Source organism: Paenibacillus sp. J31R34, from assembly GCF_059383715.1.
In genome coordinates, this window is the sequence record NZ_JBXENU010000008.1 from 17,329 (window position 1) to 36,371 (window position 19,043).

Annotated in this window: 14 protein-coding genes; 5 read left to right on the forward strand and 9 right to left on the reverse strand. The window is 49.8% G+C overall.

Translation table 11 applies throughout. The features are described 5' to 3' along the window. Positions 1-11: 11 nt before the first annotated feature. Together AC50YG_RS21435 and AC50YG_RS21440 are read left to right on the forward strand one after the other, a co-directional pair. Complete coding sequence (locus AC50YG_RS21435) at positions 12-650, forward strand: TraX family protein (RefSeq protein WP_494829424.1); 639 nt, start codon at positions 12-14, stop codon at positions 648-650. Between the two features lie 128 nt (positions 651-778). After that, complete coding sequence (locus AC50YG_RS21440) at positions 779-997, forward strand: hypothetical protein (RefSeq protein ID WP_046229519.1); 219 nt, start codon at positions 779-781, stop codon at positions 995-997. Positions 998-1,276: 279 nt separating this feature from the next. On the opposite strand, the gene AC50YG_RS21445 is transcribed toward AC50YG_RS21440, so the two are convergent. The 4 genes from AC50YG_RS21445 to mgrA all read right to left on the reverse strand — a co-directional run bounded on the left by AC50YG_RS21445 (position 1,277) and on the right by mgrA (position 8,569). Then, the gene (locus tag AC50YG_RS21445; RefSeq protein WP_494829426.1) at positions 1,277-2,569 is read right to left on the reverse strand and encodes a putative bifunctional diguanylate cyclase/phosphodiesterase; all 1,293 of its coding nucleotides are present in this window, start codon (positions 2,567-2,569) and stop codon (positions 1,277-1,279) included. 156 nt (positions 2,570-2,725) lie between these two features. Beyond that, the gene (locus tag AC50YG_RS21450; RefSeq protein WP_494829428.1) at positions 2,726-3,448 is read right to left on the reverse strand and encodes a response regulator transcription factor; all 723 of its coding nucleotides are present in this window, start codon (positions 3,446-3,448) and stop codon (positions 2,726-2,728) included. Between the two features lie 127 nt (positions 3,449-3,575). Then, positions 3,576-7,409, reverse strand: a complete 3,834-nt coding sequence (locus AC50YG_RS21455; RefSeq protein ID WP_494829864.1) for a response regulator — start codon at positions 7,407-7,409, stop codon at positions 3,576-3,578. 167 nt (positions 7,410-7,576) lie between these two features. Beyond that, complete coding sequence (gene mgrA, locus AC50YG_RS21460; RefSeq protein ID WP_494829430.1) at positions 7,577-8,569, reverse strand: L-glyceraldehyde 3-phosphate reductase; 993 nt, start codon at positions 8,567-8,569, stop codon at positions 7,577-7,579. A gap of 293 nt (positions 8,570-8,862) precedes the next feature. Between mgrA and AC50YG_RS21465 the strand changes: the two genes are divergently transcribed. Continuing rightward, positions 8,863-9,984 carry a foldase protein PrsA gene (locus AC50YG_RS21465; RefSeq protein ID WP_473756839.1) on the forward strand — a complete coding sequence of 374 codons (1,122 nt, stop codon included), beginning with the start codon at positions 8,863-8,865 and terminating at the stop codon, positions 9,982-9,984. Positions 9,985-10,161: 177 nt separating this feature from the next. On the opposite strand, the gene AC50YG_RS21470 is transcribed toward AC50YG_RS21465, so the two are convergent. Genes AC50YG_RS21470 through deoR form a run of 3 tightly spaced genes read right to left on the reverse strand, consistent with a single transcriptional unit; the run spans position 10,162 to position 13,258 of the window. Continuing rightward, a complete protein-coding gene (locus tag AC50YG_RS21470) occupies positions 10,162-11,568 on the reverse strand; it encodes a SulP family inorganic anion transporter (RefSeq protein WP_494829432.1) in 1,407 nt (468 codons plus the stop codon). 11 nt (positions 11,569-11,579) lie between these two features. Beyond that, positions 11,580-12,260, reverse strand: a complete 681-nt coding sequence (deoC, locus tag AC50YG_RS21475; RefSeq protein ID WP_473756842.1) for a deoxyribose-phosphate aldolase — start codon at positions 12,258-12,260, stop codon at positions 11,580-11,582. 41 nt (positions 12,261-12,301) lie between these two features. Beyond that, entirely contained in the window at positions 12,302-13,258 is a 957-nt protein-coding gene (deoR, locus tag AC50YG_RS21480; protein WP_341280694.1) for a DNA-binding transcriptional repressor DeoR, read from the reverse strand. Between the two features lie 209 nt (positions 13,259-13,467). On the opposite strand from deoR, the gene AC50YG_RS21485 reads away from it, so the two are divergent. Next, entirely contained in the window at positions 13,468-15,306 is a 1,839-nt protein-coding gene (locus AC50YG_RS21485) for a 5'-nucleotidase C-terminal domain-containing protein (RefSeq protein WP_494829866.1), read from the forward strand. Between the two features lie 69 nt (positions 15,307-15,375). On the opposite strand, the gene AC50YG_RS21490 is transcribed toward AC50YG_RS21485, so the two are convergent. Next, positions 15,376-16,569: an MFS transporter gene (locus AC50YG_RS21490; protein WP_494829435.1), complete on the reverse strand. Its 1,194-nt coding sequence runs from the start codon at positions 16,567-16,569 to the stop codon at positions 15,376-15,378. A 207-nt stretch (positions 16,570-16,776) separates the two neighbouring features. Between AC50YG_RS21490 and AC50YG_RS21495 the strand changes: the two genes are divergently transcribed. Next, positions 16,777-18,336, forward strand: a complete 1,560-nt coding sequence (locus tag AC50YG_RS21495) for an HD domain-containing phosphohydrolase (RefSeq protein ID WP_494829437.1) — start codon at positions 16,777-16,779, stop codon at positions 18,334-18,336. Positions 18,337-18,440: 104 nt separating this feature from the next. On the opposite strand, the gene AC50YG_RS21500 is transcribed toward AC50YG_RS21495, so the two are convergent. Then, complete coding sequence (locus AC50YG_RS21500; RefSeq protein WP_046229529.1) at positions 18,441-18,902, reverse strand: cupin domain-containing protein; 462 nt, start codon at positions 18,900-18,902, stop codon at positions 18,441-18,443. Positions 18,903-19,043 lie beyond the last annotated feature (141 nt).

Sequence of the window (19,043 nt, forward strand, 5' to 3'; positions counted from 1 at the left end):
GGGGGATGAATATGCAAATTATCGCAATGGTTACGATGCTGCTTGATCATATTGGCTTGATCTGGTTTCCCCAAGATGATACTTGGCGAATCATCGGCAGGCTTGCCATGCCGCTTTATGCTTATGCGTTAGTCATTGGGTATTTCCGCACGAAAAACATCAATCAATACTTGTGGCGTATGACCGCCATTGCCGCTTTATCGCAAATCCCATATTCCCTGGCCTTCGGCACTTGGGAAATCAACACGGTGGGCACTCTGCTCGTCTGTCTTGTCTCCCTCAAGCTTCTGGACCAATTGAAGTCGAGACCTGCCCTCCAAGTGTCACTGGCTGCCTTTCTACTGCTGCTGCTTGAAGTCGTTCCGTGCAGCTACGGCGCCTATTTGCTAGTGCTCGTCCTCATCTACCGCTATGTCCCGAAACACGGTATGGCCCCGGCTCACCTGCTGCTCAACATCTTTTATTTATTCTATATGGGCTGGACCATTCAGTTGTTCAGCGTTGTCGCAACCCTGCTGCTTGTGTACTCGCCAAGCATGCTGCAAGCGGTTGATTCCATCAAAGTTCCTCGCAGTCTCTGGCGCAGCTTCTATCCATTGCATCTTGCCATTATTGCAGCCCTACAGTATGTAATCCTAGCTGGAAAGTAGCAGTTTTTCAGCTTACACTATATGTTAGAAATATATAAGCAAATTAAACAATATTCTTACGGCTGTTTCATAAGCGGCTAAAACGTTTAGGATAGAATAGGAAAAAACGATCGGAGGTGGACAAGGTCATGATGAAAATCATTACCTTCAAAAGTCGTTCTGTACCTGTTTATTATACTAACGAACAAGCCGCGTCAGTTGAGCAGCTTCATCATAAACTGCGTGAAATGGAACTCAATTTCGACTTTCGAAAAAAATGGAAACGGATCTCTAAAGTTGAAGTCGTACGTGAGGTTGCTATTTTTCAATACAGCGATGGTACTAAACTTTATCTGGAAGTTAGCTAAACACCCTCTGGCCCCCACTGGACTTAAAGGAACAACATCCCCAACCTAAACAAGCGTAAGCGACTTCTTCGCCTTGAAGCGAAAAAATGGCTGCGCGATGTAACCAAAGCATTTGCGGATTGCATCACTCATTTAATCCTATATTTCAGAAAAGCCTCCTACCGCTGCGACAGTGGATTTGGAGGCTTTGTTGCGTTTATTAGCATGTTCTCTCAACCCATATAGGAAAAAAAGAGCCTGCCCTATCGCTCTCGCTCGGGCAAGCTTTATATTAGAAGCTTATGCGCCTGTTCGTTCAGGCTTGCGAATCATAGTTAAATCCAGCATATCTGGTCGTGCGGGCTGGCCCAGCAAATACCCTTGCATGTAATCACAGCCCCAGCCTCGCAGCAGCTCGTACTGCTTCACATATTCAACCCCTTCAGCAATGACACAAATGCCCAGCTTATGCAGGAGCCCAATCATCGCCTCCACGATATGGTGTTCAACGCCTTCCTTATCTATCTCTCTAACAAAGGATCGGTCCAGCTTAAGGGCATGGATTGGCAGATGCTGCAAACTCGCCAGCGACGAATGCATAGAACCGAAATCATCCAGCGCAATAAATACACCGCTCGCATGCAGCCTAGTCAAAGCTTTAATGGATCGCTCGCAATTCGCATAATTATAGCCTGCTTTAATTTCCAGCTGTAGACACTGTGGCGGTATTCCTGCCTCCTCCAGCGTGTTGAGCACCATGTCAGCATAAGCGTACTCTGCAAGCTCTGTCGGCGAAATATTGACGGACATAATCAGTGCAGCTTGGTCCGGCAGGGTACCCAGCATGCGGCAGGCCTGCTTGATTACCCATGCGCCAATTGGCATAATCATGCCGTTTTTCTCGGCAAAGGGAATAAATTCAGCTGGCTGAATACTGCCAAGCTCCGGGTGATTCCACCGCAGCAGCACTTCGAAGCCCCGCAGCTTGCCCGTCTCCACTTGATAGATGGGCTGGTAGTTTAAATGAAATTGCCCTTTATACAGCGCCGTCCGAATGGCGGTCTCCAGCTCCAAATGCCGGTTGATTTGCTCTGTTGCCGACTGCAAATAATAAGAAATCTGCCCCTCTCCCTTTAAAACGCCGCTATACAGAGCCGTCTCCGCATGACAAATGAGCTGTTCGCTGGTCGCTCCATCCTGCGGGAACAGGCTCACGCCAATACTGGCCGTTAAATGAAATCGATCGGAACCAAAACCTACGGGGTGTTGCACCGTTGTTTTGAAACGTTCAAGCATGCTGTATCCATCCGCTTGACCGGCATCCAGCACTGCTGCAACCAGAAAAGTACTGTCGTTCAATTGCCAGATAGCAGACCTGTCCGCTCCAGCCTCCACGAGCCGCTCTTCAATAAGCTGCATCACCTCGCAGCCATAGTCCATCCCTCTAGCTCCGATAATGCGATAAAAATGGTCAAGCTGCACCAGTACTGCAGCAAGCCCCTTGCTTGCATTCTGCACTTTCAGCAGCATATGGCCTAGCTCGCGGCAGGCATTCAGCTTTGCAGGCAGTAATGCAATGACTTGTTCCCTCATATTTCCCATCCTTCGATCCAATAGTAAGTTAAATCTATATTCTCATACAATAATTAGGAAATAACGGCAATTACCTTTAGATAGTTGTTAGAATGTTATTTTCCATATAAAAAACCGTCTGGATAAGCCAGACGGTTCCTAATTAAATGCATGCTATTATTTCTCCTGGCTGACTGAGGAATTCTGGGCTGTGTACTTGTAGCCGAAGCCCCAAACGGTTCGAATGAGACGAGGCTCCTTTGGGTTCTGCTCGATTTTTTTCCGCAGATTCACAATGTGTACATCAATCGCACGGTCGGTGACAAAGGAATCAAAGCCGCGAATGGCATTAATGAGCTCTTCCCTGCTGAATACCTTGCCAGGATACGCCAAAAACAGCTTCATAATTTCATATTCCGAGAACGTTGTTTCTACCAGCATCCCTCTGACTAACAGCAATCTCCGCTCAAAATCAAGCTGAATCGGGTTCCGCTCCTCTTCGCCTGGCTCTTGCTCCGTCTCCACTCCGGCCGGCTTAATGTTAGCTCTGCGAATCAACGCCTCGACTCTCGCTGTCATCTCGTGCATGCTGAATGGCTTGCACATATAATCGTCTGCACCAGACTTCAACGCCAGCACACGTTCTGACACCTCGTTTTTCATGGATAAAATCATAATAGGCACATTCGAACGCTCGCGAATCAATGCACATATCTCCATCCCATCCATATCCGGGAGCATAAGATCCAGCAAAACCAAATCAGGTTCGAATTCCGAAATAATACGCAAGCCGTCATTTGCCAATCCTGCTTGTTTGACAGAATAGCCTTCCTCTGACAAATACATAGACAGCATATCACTCATCATGACGTCATCTTCTATAACTATTACTTTATACATTGGCGTCACCCCTTATTGGGATTGAAGATTTCTGTCGAATTAAGTCTGTCCTCTTACTATACAATATAGCTATGACCGACTACAATAATTTGTTAGAGAATTGTTAGGGGTTTTTGTCGAACTTTTGTCACTTGTTTTTCTCCAAACATCTGAGCAAATGTATCAATTCTTCTTCCAGCTTTGCAAGCCTCAGGCTCCATTCCTCCTCGTCTATATCTTCCTGATTGAAGATCAGCTCCAGTTCCGTCGCTGCATTCGCCAGTTGATAAGCGGATAAATGGCTCGCCGCTCCCCTAAGCGTATGCACGAGACGCTTGGCGGTAACGAGATCCCTCTCTGTCATTGAAGCGATTAACCTGTCGATAAATGAAGGATAATCGGCCTGAAATTGTTCTAACATATGCATCAATATCGGAAGCTTGCCATTCACTCTGGCGAGCGCCTCCGGCAAATCCACACCCGGAATGACCGGCAGCGAGGAATAGGCTGCCTGTTCATATTGCGGCTGCACATGGGGCTCATCCTCCCATAACGTTGGTACCGGCAATATGCCCGTCTGATTCAACCAGTGCGAGAGTACGGAATAAAGAAAGCCGGCGCTGATTGGCTTCGTTATAATATCATCCATGCCAAGCTGCCTGTATTGCTCATGATCGGCACGCAGCACATTGGCGGTAACCGCAATAATCGGCAGCCCGTCATATTTGGGATTGGCCCGAATAAACCGCGTCGCCTCCATGCCATCCATTTCCGGCATATGAATATCCATGAGAATGAGATGCCATTCCTCCCGCTCCAGCATATCCAGCACCTCATGTCCATTTTCGGCAAGACCGACCTCGTAGCCCCGTTCCTTTAACATTTCCAGAGCGACGATTTGATTAATTTTATTATCTTCGGCAAGCAAGATTTTAGCATTGCGCTCTTCAAGCTGTACAACTGCCACTTCGCTCATCGCCCTATTCCAAGGAGGAATAAAGGAACGCTCCGTTAACATCCCTCTCAGGCCGTTAAGCATAGCTAAACGGGTTACTGGCTTTGTAAGCAGGGCAAGCGGACGATCCTTTTCTGGCATTTGCAGCATTTCGTCCCGACCGAATGAAGTGGTCAGCACGGCTGTCTTTACGCCAGCCGCCTCGGCCTCCTGATGGAAATCGAGCCAGGTTTCCGCGCCGTACATATCGGGCATCTCCATATCGAGCAAAATCAGCTTCGGCATCGCTCCGGCACCGATACGGCGCAGCCGTTCCCGCGCCGTCTTCCAAGAAGCGAAGGGAACCGGGGCCATTTGGAATGATTCCAGCCTTTCGCACCAATGATGGCGCATCATCTGGCTGTCCTCGACGATCCACACTGGCTGTCCAATCATTTCCTCGCCTAGCTCCATGCTGTAAGGCGGGGCTTCTTCGAGCATAGGGAATGTAATAACGAAGCTGAATTTGCTGCCGCGTCCGACCTTGCTTTCCGCGACGAGATTGCCGCCCATCAGCGTGACGAGCTTTTGGGAGATGACAAGACCAAGGCCTGTGCCCCCATATTTCCTCGTCGTAGATCCGTCCGCCTGGCTGAATGGCTGGAACAGCCTGCCAAGCTGCTCCTCGCTCATGCCGATGCCTGTATCCTCAACGACAAATCGCAGCTGTACTTCCGCATCCCGCAGCTCTACCACTTCAAGACGCAGACTAACATGGCCTTTCTTCGTAAATTTAATCGCATTGATGCATAAATTCAGCAGCACCTGCTCCAGCCGCAGCAAATCTCCAAGCAGCGTGCTAGGCAAATTGTAAGCCGTATGGATTAAAAACTCGAACTGCTCCTTGCCGCCCATAAAGACGCTGAGCTGATCCGCTACCCGGCCAAGCAGCTCCTCCGGATGGAAGGCGAGCAGTTCAACCTCGACCTTCTCAGCCTCTACTTTGGAGAAATCAAGAATGTCATTAATGATGCGCAGCAAAGATTCCGATGACGTGCTGATTTTGTCCACATAGTCCTTCTGCGAATAGGATAATCCCGTGCGTTTGAGTAGTTGGGTCAACCCGATGATGCCGTTCAGCGGCGTACGAATTTCATGGCTCATGAGGGCAAGGAATCTGCCCTTGGCCGCATTCGCCTCCGCCGCATCCTGCGACGCCTGAAGCAGCTCCTCCTGAATGATTTTTTGCTCCGATATGTCCCGCGCAATGCAGGAGAAGTAGTCCTCTCCTGTTCTGCGATTATGATGGGAAACGAGCACAAGCGATACATGCTTCAATTGCTTGTTCTTCGTCAAAATTTCGACATTGCCTTCCCAATACCCGTACTGCTTGGCCAGCTCTGAGCCATTCATGAGATAAAAGAACATTTCACTGCTCAGATGCCCACTCAGCGAAGAAAGATCCATTTCCTCCTCATGGATTCCGAGCATCTCCTTGCCCGCCTGATTAATGTAGATCATTTCGCCCTGGGAATCGACCGAAGCGATTAAATCCTTGGCAGAGCCAACGATATCAAGCAGTCGATTGCGCGATTTCTCCACTTGCAGCTTATCGGTTATATCCAGAACCATGCCAACAGCTCCGGTAAATTTGCCATTTGCATCCCGCAGGCCATTCGTGCTGAGCAGGATGGGAATGCGTTTGCCATTTTTTGAAATAAAGGTCCATTCCCGCTCGTAGGAAAACTGGTCATTGCGCAGCTCCTTGAGCACGTCAATCCCCGGTATCACCTCACGGCCCAATTTCTCCCCAAGCTCCTCTGCTGCTATGCGGATTTCCTCCATGTCCATGAACAGCAGCGGCGTCGCATGCCCCGATACTTCTTCTGTCTTGTAGCCAATCATTTCCTCGGCCTTCTTATTGAGATATGAAATACGGTACTGCTCGTCGAGGACAACAAAGGAATATTGATTTTGATTAATAACTGCCTCCAGCCGCTCAAACATTCCTCTTAAACGCACGACCATGCCGTTCACAGATCGCGACAGCTTTCCTACCTCGTCTCCTGGCATTTCTGACAGATGCTCTGCATTAAATTGGCCAGCGGCAGCCTGCTCGGTGACGATTAATATATTTTTCAATCGATTGACGATATTGGCAAAAAACAGATAGCACAGCAGCACGATGACAAGCTCTGAGCCTACAAGCGTCAGCAGCGTACTAAGCAACACCGGCAGCGTCCCGATCTCTAAATCCGACATCGGCATTTCCAGCATGAAATGCCAAGCGGCAATACCTTCTACCTTAGAGTGGAATACAGCGTATTCTTTCATATTAGACGATAAAATTTCCATGCCGGCCTGTTCAGAAAGCAGCTTCTGATTTACCTGTATTTCCTGTAAAGCTCCGTTCATCATTGCTGTCTTCGGCAATACGCCTTCTTCCGAGCAGAATAAAACGACGCCTTCCTCATTATATAGCCAGAAGGTAGCTTCATCCGGCTTGTCCATTTGCAAATAAGGAATAATCATATCCATATCAATGGATGCGTATACGATTCCGGTAATTTGATTGTCCTCATTGTAGACTGGAACAGCCATGATAAATTGTTCTTTAGGCGAAAAGCTCGCTTTGAAAGGGTCGCTAATCAGCACCTTCCCTTTAATGGCTGTCTGGAAGAAGGAATGCTGCTTAAAATTGAGTGCTGCGCCATCCGTACGAATCGCCATGCCGTCCTTGTCCACGAAGCCAAGGGAACGAAAGGCAAAGCCTGCCCGCACTAGCTCACGGTTGAAATAGCTGAGCTTCTCTTCAGCTTTTCCAAAACGCACGACATCGGTTCGGCTAATGACCAGCACTTCTGCCCGCCTGATTGCTAGCCAAGCTGACAAATTATTCGCACTGCTGTTTAATTGGCTTAATGTTTTCTCTGTAGCAGAATCGATCATTCCCTGCCTTAAGCCCATATAGTTAATAATGCCGGCAAACAGCAGTGGAATGAAGGTAATTAATACAATAACCAGCAGTCCCTTGACCCTTAGAGACATGTTGCTCAAGCGGCTCACTTCCCATCCGACAATGTTTGGCATTTGTCCCGTTTATTATACAGCCTTAACGAAAGCGAGAGAAGCAAAAACGCCAAGGCGCAGGGCCTTGGCGTTCGAAAAAAACAATTGCGATTTGGAATGGTTCATCATCACTGAATTAGCTTGTCTTAACCCTTTAAAATCGATTCAATACGAGCCAGCTCATCGCTAGAGAAATCAAGCGTACTGAGCGCTGCAACATTATCATCAATTTGCTCCACACGGCTTGCGCCGATCAGCGCCGATGTTACACGGCCCCCGCGCAGTACCCATGCGAGCGCCATCTGCGCAAGCGTCTGCCCGCGCTCCGCAGCATGAGCGTTAAGCAGCTTGATTTTTTCAAGCTTTGCTTCCGTAATTTGATCGGATTGCAGAAATACGCTTGGTCCAGCCGCGCGGGAATCCTGAGGGATGCCGTTTAAATAACGGTTCGTCAAGAGTCCGCCTGCTAGCGGCGAGAACACGATGGAGCCGATGCCTTCCGCATCGAGAACATCCTGCAGACCATCCTCGATCCAGCGATTGAACATCGAATAAGAAGGCTGATGAATGAGGCATGGCGTGCCAAGACGCTGCAAAATAAGGGAAGCCTCAGCCGTCTGCTCCGCACTATAGTTGGACAAGCCAACATAGAGCGCCTTGCCTTGGCGAACGATATGGTCAAGCGCAGCCATCGTTTCCTCAAGCGGTGTATTCGGATCTGGACGATGGTGATAAAAAATGTCTACGTACTCCAGTCCCATACGCTTAAGGCTTTGATCGAGGCTGGCCACTAAATACTTACGCGAGCCCCACTCGCCGTATGGGCCTTTCCACATATAATATCCGGCTTTTGTGGAAATAATAAGCTCATCGCGGTAAGCAGCCAAATCCTGCTTGAGCAGTTGGCCAAACGTCTCCTCTGCGGAGCCGGCAGGCGGCCCATAATTATTAGCGAGGTCAAAATGGGTAATGCCTAAATCGAAAGCGCGGCGAACCATCGCCCGTCCATTTTCTAGACGATCCGTACCGCCAAAGTTGTGCCAGAGGCCCAGTGATACTGCTGGAAGCAGCAGTCCGCTGCGGCCAGTACGATTGTATTTCATCCCATCATAGCGGGAATTTGCAGGCAAATACGTCATCGATTAACATCCTCTCTACTATTTAAATGAAAAGTCGCGAAACTTCTTTTTTTATTTCAGATTCATATAAAGCGCTTGCTTCTTCCATTGTACACCGCTTGGTCGAACGGTGCAAAAAAAGCCGACCGTGTTCAAATTCCTTTATTTTTATTTAAGATTAAGGTTTTTTAACCTAAGTTTTGTTATAGTAGGTTAGACAAGCGTAAACGGTTACGGTGAGCTGACCCTGATCACTGCAACGTTTCGCGAACCCATTATAAAAAGCGTGTACGATGATGAAGGGAGTTTGAAGAATGGATAACCAAGAATCGCAGCGTAAAGAAGAAGAATTAAAAAATGCTGCGGAGCAAGAAACCAACACACACGAGGACAATCAACATACGACTGAACCAACAACAGCTTCACCATATGCAGCAGGAGGGGCGCCTTTGGGTGGATCAAATCCCCCGCCTCGTAAAAGCGGCAATACAGCATGGATTGCACTTTCGGCTGTTTTGGCTATTTTGCTAGTAATCGTCGCTATTAAACCGGTATTCGGCGGTGGCAGCAATGCAGCCGTTGCAACGGTTAACAAAGTGGACATTACGAAAGAGGATCTTTACGAAGAAATGCTGAAATCAGGCGGCAAAACGACGCTCGACAATCTGATTACGCAGCAGCTGATTACGCAAGAAGCGAAAGCTTCCAATGTTACAATTACAGAAGCAGATATCGATGAAGAAATTAATACGCTAAAAGCAAGCTTCGGCACGGACGAGCAATTCAATGCTGCGCTGGCACAATACGGTGTAACGCTGGAGAGCCTGCGTAAAGATGCTGAGACGCAAGTGAAAATCCGCAAGCTGCTTGAGCCATCCATTACCATTACCGATGATCAAATTAAAGAAGCTTATGAGCAAAACAAAGCTTCCTATGGCACAGGTGAAGAGATTAAAGCTTCGCACATTCTGGTAGCTACGCAAGAAGAAGCAGACGCTATTTTGAAAGAATTGAAAGATGGCGGCGACTTCGCAACGTTGGCGAAAGAAAAATCGACCGATACAGGCACGAAAGACAACGGTGGCGATCTTGGCTTCTTCGGCAAAGGCGTCATGGACCCTGCTTTCGAGGAAGCAGCCTTCGCACTCGAAGTAGATCAAATCAGCGACGTCGTTAAATCGAGCTTCGGTTTCCATATTATTAAGAAAACCGGCTTTAAAGCGGCTACTTCCCCAACTTTTGAAGAGAAGAAGGAAGAAATCCGCAAGCAGCTGCTGAATCAGCAAATTCAAGAGAAATCAGCTACTTGGATTCAAGAGATTCGCGATAAAGCAACGATTACCAATACGCTTGAAGAGAAAACAGATGAAACGGAAACAGACGCAAGCGCTAATCCGGATGCAGCTGTTTCTCCAGAAGCTAGCGCAGCACAATAAGCCCAACCGAATAAGGTTAACATGCTTATGAACGGGCTTATGAATCAACAAAAAGATCGCTATCCGCCAGGCTTAATGCCTTGGGGACAGCGATCTTTTTGGTTTTCAGCCAATATAATATGGGTTGCTTAGCTGATTAGCACAAGCACAGGCATAGGCACAAGCTCATGCACCCGTTTAGCTTTGCAAGGCTGCCCCTTTGCTCACGGTCACTTCCTTGCCGCTAGCCTTCAGCCGCTCTACCACTTTATTGAGTGCCAGCTGCGCTGTATGATCCCATATGCGCGACTGGCTAAGGTCGATATGAATTTCATCGGCTTTGCAGTCCAGCTCAATAAGCTCTTCCAGACCAGAGGAGGAAGCGAAAAACAGCTGTCCATGCACTCGATAAATCCGCTTGCTGCCTTCCCATTCGCTATGAATGTGCAGCTTGCGGGACACCGACACAACGAACCAGACGAAGCTGATAAGTACGCCAACCAGGACGCCAGCAGCCAAATCGTGCGTGAACAGTACGGCGGCTACCGTCGCCACCATCACGACCGTTTCGGCAAGCGGCACACTGCGCGGCTTGAACACCGAGCGCCAGTCGAAGATGGCGATACAGACCATAATCATAATGCCGACAAGAGCCGCCATCGGCACCTGCGCCAGCAAATCGCCAAACAGAACGGCGAGCAGCAAGAGGAACAAAGCGGAAACGAGCGTAGACAGCCTATGCTTCCCGCCCATTTTCACATTGAGCACCGATTCCGCTACGAGCGCGCAGCCCGCCATGCCACCGAAAAATCCCGCAACAACATTTGCAACGCCTTGTCCGCGCATTTCCTTATTTTTGTCCGTACGCTCACCAGTCATCTCATCGAGCAAATTATGCGTCAGCATCGTCTCCGTATATCCAACGACTGCCAGCGACAAAGAATAAGGAAAAATGATCGCAAGCGTCTCCCAGCTAAGCGGAATATTAGGCAGCAGAAACGCTGGCAGCGATGCGTCGATTGCACCAACTCGGGTAACTCCGTCCATGCCAAACACCCAAACGGCTAAGGTCAGCACGACAACGGCCACCAGCGGGGAAGGAATCGCCTTGAAGTAACGTGGGAGAAAATAAATAATGGCCAGCGTCGCCGCCACTAACGCATACATCAGCCAGGACTCGCCCTGAAAATACCGCAGCTGCGAAATGAGGATGAGGATCGCCAGCGCATTAATAAACCCCGTCAGCACGCCCTGCGGCACGTACCTCATTAGCTTGCCTAGCTTAAATACACCCATTAAATATTGCAAAATCCCCGTCAAAATCGTTGCTGCGAACAAATACTCAATGCCATGCTCCTTTACGAGCGTCAGCATCAGCACCGCCATCGAGCCTGCCGCTGCAGAAATCATCCCCGGACGACCGCCAAGAAACGTCGTAACGAGCAGGATACAAATTGAAGCATAAATACCGACAACGGGCGGCACTCCCGCCATAAATGAAAAAGCCAGTGAATCCGGCACCAGCGCGAGCGTAGCCGTCATTCCAGCCAGCACATTCACCCGAACATCCGTCATCCACTGCCGTTTCCAAGATAAACGACTCATACCCATTTCACCTAATACCCTTCGCCTTTACCGCCACTCGCGATGGCGATGCTTGCGCTTGCCCCAATGCGAGTAGCACCAGCAGCGAGCATTTTCAGTGCGGTTTCCAAATCGCGTACGCCTCCGGAAGCTTTAACCCCCATGTCCGGCCCTACTGTACGGCGCATTAGCGCGATATCTTCCTCTGTGGCGCCGCCTTTACCGAAGCCCGTCGAAGTTTTAACAAAATCAGCACCAGCCTCCTTGCAAATTTCGCAAGCCCGCACCTTTTCCGCATCCGTCAGCAAGCCTGTTTCCAAAATGACTTTAACAATCGCCTTGCCCTTGCAAGCTGCCACAACCGCTTCGACATCACGCTTCACGCCTGCTTCATCACCTGATTTCAGCAGCCCAATGTTCAGCACCATGTCCACCTCTGTGGCACCGCAGGCAATGGCGTCTTCCGCTTCCGCTGCCTTCGCCCTTGAAGTCGTTGCGCCAAGCGGGAAGCCCGCTACCGTCGTAATGCCGACGCCAGAGCCTGCCAGCTGTTCAGCTGCAAGAGCGACCCAGCCTGCATTCACGCATACGGTGGCAAAATGATACGTCTTGGCTTCGGCACAAAGCTGAATAATTTCCGCTTTTGTCGCGTCTGCCTTTAGCATTGTGTGATCAATAACTCCAGCTACATTCGCTGCATTCGTACTGCCCATTAACAAATCCCTCCACCTATCATCTCTCTAGCCCATCCCGTTCACGCTTCCGGCTTGTAATCCAGCAAATGCTTCGCCGTAATGTGATCGGTAATCAACGTATTCGCATATTGTCCAGCAAGCGCGCCATATACTGCTTCGACTTTGCTTGGGCCGCCAGCTACTAGTACTGACCATTCCTTGCGTTTCAGCTCGCCCAAATCAATGCCAATCGTGCGCAGGTCCAGCTCTTCGCTGACCAACTGCCCGTCGATATCTATGAATCTTGAGCAAATATCCCCTACGCCGCGCGAGAAAATAATGCCCAAATCCTCATCGGAAAAATAATTCGCCCGCATCAGCACCGAATCCTCGGTTGGCGCCCCTACGGTCACAACTGCGATATTCGCTTTTTTGCCCATATCAAGAATTTTGCGTATATGACGATCCGCTTCAATCGCATGCTTCACGACCGCATGGTCAACAATAGCAGGAAGCGGAATCAAATAGGGCGACGTCTGATAAGCTTTAGCGAACAGCTGCGCGATTTCGTGTGCATACGTATCGGTCTCGGAATGGCTGACACCGCCGTTGAGCTGAACGACCTTGACCTTCTTCGCATGCTTGTTCGGCAGCCTAGTTGCTACTTCATACAGCGTCGTGCCCCAGGTTACGGCTATCGTATCGCCATCCTGCACCGTTTCATTTAGAAACGCAGCGGCAGCTTCACCAATGACACGCTTGGCCATCGCATCCTCATATTTAGGCACCGTAGCTACAATAGCGCGCTTCAAGCCGAAGCGCTCCTGCAATTGCCGTTCGCGCTCCGCGTTGTCGGCTGCCGGGTCCATAATTTTGATCTGTACGATTCCGTCAACCTTCGCCTGCTGCAAAAAACGCGAAACGGTTGGACGTGACACGCCAAGCTTCTTGGCAATTTCCTGCTGATTGTAGTCAAGCTCATAATACATGCGCGCTGCTTCAATCATTTTCATCTTTTTGTCGCTGAGTTCCTCCATCAGGCATCTCCTTTGGTGAGTCGCTCTTCCACATTTATCTATCTTGAGAATATGTTCAAAGAAAAATAAGCAATATTTCAGTTTCATTATATAAGGAAAAAAGCAAAACAACAACTACAGCTTTTGGACAGGATTTTCATGTCATCATGTGGAATACGTATAAGGCGCGACCATAAACGACATTCTGATGGGAGGTATCACCTGCTATGTTGAACAAGTTTAAGTGGTTCACATCTATTCTTTTGACCGCGGCTCTACTTATAGGCGCGGCAAGCGTCTCGGCGGCTGCATCCACCCGAGAGAAGGACGGCAAGCATATTACGCTGCTGCACACCAATGATATGCATGCCAGAGCAGTCGAATCCGAAAGCAATGGTGAACTCGGCTTTGCACGGCTTGCCGGAATCATCGACAGCTACAGGGCCAGCAATCCGAATACGCTCCTGCTTGATGGCGGCGATGCCATTCACGGCACTACCTTCGCAACCCTCGTAGAAGGCGAAAGCGTCGTGCGCGTCATGAACGCAATGGGCTACGATGCGGCCGTCCCCGGAAATCATGAATTTAATTATGGCTACAACCGCCTCGTGGAACTTGAACCCCAAATGGAATATCCGCTTCTGAGCGCCAACATTAGAGTAAAGAAAGACGATTCGCCGCTGTTTCATCCTTATGTTATTAAAGAGGTGGACGGCGTAAAAATCGGTATTTTCGGCCTGACTACACCTGAAACCGCCTACAAGACGCATCCGAAAAATGTGGACGGGCTTGTGTTCACCGACCCAGCCGAGGAGGCGAAGGCTATTGTCGCCGAGCTGAAGGATCAGGTAGACGTCATTGTTGCATTAGGACATATCGGACAGGATGAATCCAGCGCCGATACAAGTCTTGGCATCGCCAAGGAAGTCGCTGGCATTGATGTTTTTATTGATGGACACAGCCATACGGTGCTGCAAAAAGGGCTTGAAGCAGGCCATGGCATGCTTATTGCCAGCGCTGGCGAATATACCAAATACATTGGCGTCGTCGATCTATGGATCGATCAAGACAAGGTAGTCAGCAAGGAAGCAAAGCTGATTGACTACAAAGCCGCTGCTGCAATTGCACCCGACAAAAAAATCGCCGAGCTGGTCGATTCCATCGTCGCTGAGCAGCAGGAAGTTCTCTCAAGCGAGATTGGCGAAACGGCCGTGAAGCTTGATGGCGAGCGGGAGCAGGTTCGCGCAGGAGAAACAAATCTGGGCAATCTGATTGCCGACAGTCTGCGTTCAATCACGAAGGCCGATATCGCCATAATGAATGGCGGCGGTATCCGCGCTTCAATTGATGAAGGAACGATCACGCTAGGCGAGATTATTACGGTGCTGCCTTTCGGCAATCAAATCGTGACGCTTAACGTAACAGGCGCCGATATTAAAGCCGCGTTGGAAAATGGCGTGTCGGATTATCCGAATCCGAAGGGCGCTTTTCCGCAAGTATCCGGCATCGCCTTCAAAATCGATACCGCCAAGGCAAAAGGCTCGCGCGTTCATTCCGTTACCATAGGCGGCGCTCCTCTTGATGCGAAAAAACAATACACGCTTGCGACGAATGATTTTATGGCCGCAGGCGGGGATGAATACACGATGTTCGCCAGCTATCCCCAGGCCGGCATGTTTGGCGCGCTGGACGAAGCGCTAACGAGCTATTTGAGGGAGCATGAGACAGCGGCAAGCCCCGCTGCTCAGGGCCGCATTACGGAGGGCGCTACGCCTTCCGCTGCTTCTTCGTCTACTCCGTCTGCCCCGTCTGCCCCGTCTGCCTCGTCTGGCGGGACGAAGCCAAAGCCTGAGGTCATTCAGCCCGCCCCATCGTCTACGGCGCCAAGCACTACTCAGGAGGAGCCTGCGACGGCTGCCGACTATGCCCAGTACACCGTAAAAAAAGGCGATACGCTCTGGTCGATTGCGAAGCGCTATAACACGACGTGGCAAGCTATTCGCGACGTAAACCAAATTAAAAATCCCGACCGCATCTACATCGGACAGCAGCTCAAAATTCCGGTATAGCAGCAAAACAGCCCTCCGCCATTTTAAATGGTGAAGGGCTGTTTCCGTTATAGCTTTGACATGTCAATGCTAGGCTTGTATGGGCTTTCTCATGGCCTTGCGGCGCAGCCTGCGCTCAAAACCGACATAAAGCACAATGTAGAGGACGAAAAATCCGCCGGACAGCAAATACATCGTCGAATAATTCGTCACAGCGGCTACGGCTCCCAGCAAAATAGAACCGCTTCCGATACCGATGTCAAAAGCATTGTAATAGGTTGCCGTCGCTACGCCTCTGCGCTCTGGCTCTACGAGATCGATAACCCAAGCCTGAAGCGCTGGGAATAGGGCGCCAAAGCCAAAGCCATAAAACAGGCCCGACAGCAGCAGCATCGCTGTAGAATGCGTAAAATAAAGCATGACGCTAGCAATAATGCATAGAATAGCAGCAGGCAGCAGCACCCACATGCGTCCTTTGCGATCGAACAACGGGCCGCTAATAAAGCGGATCAGAAACTCGCTGATAGCCACGACAAGGAAGAAAATGCCGACACTGCCTAGGCCCTGCTCTTTGCCAAACAAGGCGATAAAGCTGAGCACCGTGCCGAAGGGGATGCCGATAAGCAAGCCAAGCAGCGAAGGCATAAACGCCTTGCGCTCCACGACGCTGTCCATCCAGTTTCCCGTTTCTATTACAGGCGCTGCGGCTGGCACCTTTTTCTCCACACGCGGAAAGCGCACAAAGCAGGTACTGATCAAGCTAAGCAGTATAACAACTGCTCCAATTAAAAACAGCGCCTTAAAGCCATATTCCGTCATGATCCAAATGCCAAAAAAGGGACCTAGAGCGAATGAAATCGAATTCCCTGTTGCAAAAAAGCCCATGCCCTCTCCTCTTCGAGAGGCTGGCACTAAATCGGATGCCGCTGTGCCAAACAACGTCGTTGCAATACCAAATCCGATGCCGTGCACGACGCGCAGCACCAGCAGCACAGCAAGCGTCGCAGCTAAATAATAGCCGGTAAGCGCGATAAGACTTATAGCTACTCCGAGAAGCAGCAGCTTCTTTTGGCCCAGCCGCTTAATGCCATAGCCTGTTCCAAGCCGGGAAAGGACGGCCGTAAACGTAAATAAGCCCATAATCAGGCCAATTTGCGTTTGGCTGCCCCCCTGCTCCGCGGCAAACACAGGAAGTGTCGGCAGCAGCATTTCAAGGGCCATAAACAACAGCAGATTAGAGCCCATTAATAAAATAAAATTTTTCGACCATAGCGCCTCGCGCATTTGTCTCGCTCCTTTATGTTGCCTAGCTAAGTATGTGACGTTCCGATCCACTTACGATTGGTTCATCATATAGCAGTTTCTCGGCCCTGTCTACGATGATAATTGCGGCTTTCAACTTTCTATTGCGGTCTTCTGCAAGTGTGATAACCTGTAGAAGAGGTTGGTCTTCAGAAATCTCATTTTCCACTTGAAGTGAGGAGCCTGTCTATGAAACAAATGATAAGCGATGAACAGCCTGATGTATTTATTTTCAAAAAATTTCTTGTTCAGCTTATCCGTAATTATCTGTTTGGCGGGTCTGTCGCTGTACTTGGGGTTGGAAGCATTTTGATTTTTTCAACCTTACAGCTGACCAGCATTGAATTTTTTCGGCTGGCGCTTCTGCTCATCGTTTCGCTGCTCATCATGTTCAGCTGCGAATGGCTGGCTTTCAAGCGGCACATCAAGCCTATACGCGTTATTTTTCACATAGAAGCTACTTCTGCCCAGCTCCGAGAGGCCTATCTGCAAGTACATAACTTTCCGCTCCTATCGGTTAAGCGAATCGTCGGCCCCCACTTTCTAGGTCTGGCGATTCCCGTGGGCAGTCTCACTTATATAGGTATAAAGCTGCAATGGATCGTATTTCCTTACTACTATATTGCAATAGGTGCGGCATGTGCGGTGCTTATTGCGGCGATGCATGCCATGCTTGAGTTTTTTCTGACAACTAGGGCGATCCCACCGCTCATTACGCATATACGCGCGCTGCATATTAAACGGTTTAACGCTGATTTGACGCTCGAGGGGCAGGTTTTGATGACGATCAGGCGCAAGTTTTTGCTCAGCGCTTTTATTATCGGGACGCTGCCGATGCTTATGTTCAGCCTCGCAACGCAAATTCGCATAGAGGGTTTCGCCAGTACCGACTCCACTTCCGCCGCCTATTGGCAATGGGCCATCATCATTCTCGTTATTGGCATTTTATTTTCCTGGCTTAGCGCATCTCTGCTCGCCAAAGATATTCAGTCGCCCATTGAGACGCTCCAGCAGGCGATGGTCAGCGTTCAGGAGGGCAATCTCGACCGTAAGGCCGAGGATATTTATTCGGATGAATTTTCTAAGCTCGTTGCCGGCTTTAATCATATGGTCGATGGATTGAAGGAACGCGAGAAGCGCAATGCCCAGCTGCTGCAAAGCTATTTCATTACACTCGCTGCGGCGCTTGAAGCCCGCGACCACTATACTGCAGGACATTCGGAGCGCGTAGCTGAATATTCCGTCCTCATCGGGCAGCTCGCTGGCTGGGACGATTCCGTACTGGCTACGATTCGCAAATCGGCGCTGCTCCATGATATTGGCAAAATCGGTGTCCGCGACGCCGTGCTGCTGAAGGACGGCAAGCTGACCGATGAGGAGTTCGACCAGATCAAGCAGCATCCGATTTTAGGCGAAAATATTTTGCGACGCATTGAGCCGGCTGACGCAATGGAGCAGCTGCTTCCGGGCGTGCGCTCCCATCATGAGCGCTTTGATGGCAGAGGCTATCCCGACGGGCTGACAGGCGAAAATATTCCGCTGCTCGGCAAGGTTATTGCCATCGCCGATGCCTTCGATGCGATGACCTCTGATCGCCCCTACCGCAAGGGCATGACCGTGAGCAAAGCGCTCAGCATCTTGGAGGAAGGCAAGGGAACCCAGTGGGACCCTGAACTTGCCGAGCTGTTCATCCGCTGGCACAGGAAGCAGGAGCAGCAGGCTTGCGAGGATACTCGTGCAGAGGCGTAGATAAGCTCTGCTGCTCGATTCCTAGCATGCAGCATAATCCCCTTATAATAAAAAAATCCGCCTCATGCAGGCGGATTTTTTATAAAATCGTTTGAAAGTTTGGATTAACGTTTAATTAATTGGAAATCATCATAATGGAACCCCGGAGAAACAATACAGGAGAACAGCGATGGCTCATCGCCAATCGGCTGCGACATTTGCCACTCGCCTGCTGGCACTACCGCTTGCGGCTGCTGGCCGTTCAGCACATCGCCGCCTACAATAATTTCCTTTCTGAGCGTTGGATCGTCTGCAGTGCCGCCTAGGGAGAGCGTAATTGGGCCGCCCGAATGCCAAATCCACAGCTCATCAGATAGTACTTTATGCCAATCCGACATCTCATGCGGGTGCAATAAAAAATAAATCGAGGACGCTGCGGCACGCGGTCCAGAATAAGCTTCACCAAGCAGCTCCTGCGGAATTTGGAAGGAAGCCTTCCACAATTCTTTATACCAACCGCCCTCTACATGCGGCTTTAAGCCCAATGCTTCAACTAACGGCGAAATCGCCTTATTCGCTTCACTCATCATTCAATCTCCTTCCAACTGGAAAAAATGCTTATTTCATTTAATTCCCCCAGTGTATCCAACACTCGGGACAACGTCAATACCTTTCGCGGCAGCCTTGTGACATTCGGCCTACAATCATTTATAATAGTAATAAGAGAC

Bases quoted from the DNA above. Each gene is read 5' to 3' on its own strand.
- AC50YG_RS21435 (WP_494829424.1), top strand. From the start codon at position 12: ATGCAAATTATCGCAATGGTTACGATGCTGCTTGATCATATTGGCTTG.
- AC50YG_RS21440 (WP_046229519.1), top strand. From the start codon at position 779: ATGATGAAAATCATTACCTTCAAAAGTCGTTCTGTACCTGTTTATTAT.
- AC50YG_RS21445 (WP_494829426.1), bottom strand. From the start codon at position 2,569: ATGAGGGAACAAGTCATTGCATTACTGCCTGCAAAGCTGAATGCCTGC.
- AC50YG_RS21450 (WP_494829428.1), bottom strand. From the start codon at position 3,448: ATGTATAAAGTAATAGTTATAGAAGATGACGTCATGATGAGTGATATG.
- AC50YG_RS21455 (WP_494829864.1), bottom strand. From the start codon at position 7,409: ATGTCTCTAAGGGTCAAGGGACTGCTGGTTATTGTATTAATTACCTTC.
- mgrA (WP_494829430.1), bottom strand. From the start codon at position 8,569: ATGACGTATTTGCCTGCAAATTCCCGCTATGATGGGATGAAATACAAT.
- AC50YG_RS21465 (WP_473756839.1), top strand. From the start codon at position 8,863: ATGGATAACCAAGAATCGCAGCGTAAAGAAGAAGAATTAAAAAATGCT.
- AC50YG_RS21470 (WP_494829432.1), bottom strand. From the start codon at position 11,568: ATGAGTCGTTTATCTTGGAAACGGCAGTGGATGACGGATGTTCGGGTG.
- deoC (WP_473756842.1), bottom strand. From the start codon at position 12,260: ATGGGCAGTACGAATGCAGCGAATGTAGCTGGAGTTATTGATCACACA.
- deoR (WP_341280694.1), bottom strand. From the start codon at position 13,258: ATGGAGGAACTCAGCGACAAAAAGATGAAAATGATTGAAGCAGCGCGC.
- AC50YG_RS21490 (WP_494829435.1), bottom strand. From the start codon at position 16,569: ATGCGCGAGGCGCTATGGTCGAAAAATTTTATTTTATTAATGGGCTCT.
- AC50YG_RS21495 (WP_494829437.1), top strand. From the start codon at position 16,777: ATGAAACAAATGATAAGCGATGAACAGCCTGATGTATTTATTTTCAAA.
- AC50YG_RS21500 (WP_046229529.1), bottom strand. From the start codon at position 18,902: ATGAGTGAAGCGAATAAGGCGATTTCGCCGTTAGTTGAAGCATTGGGC.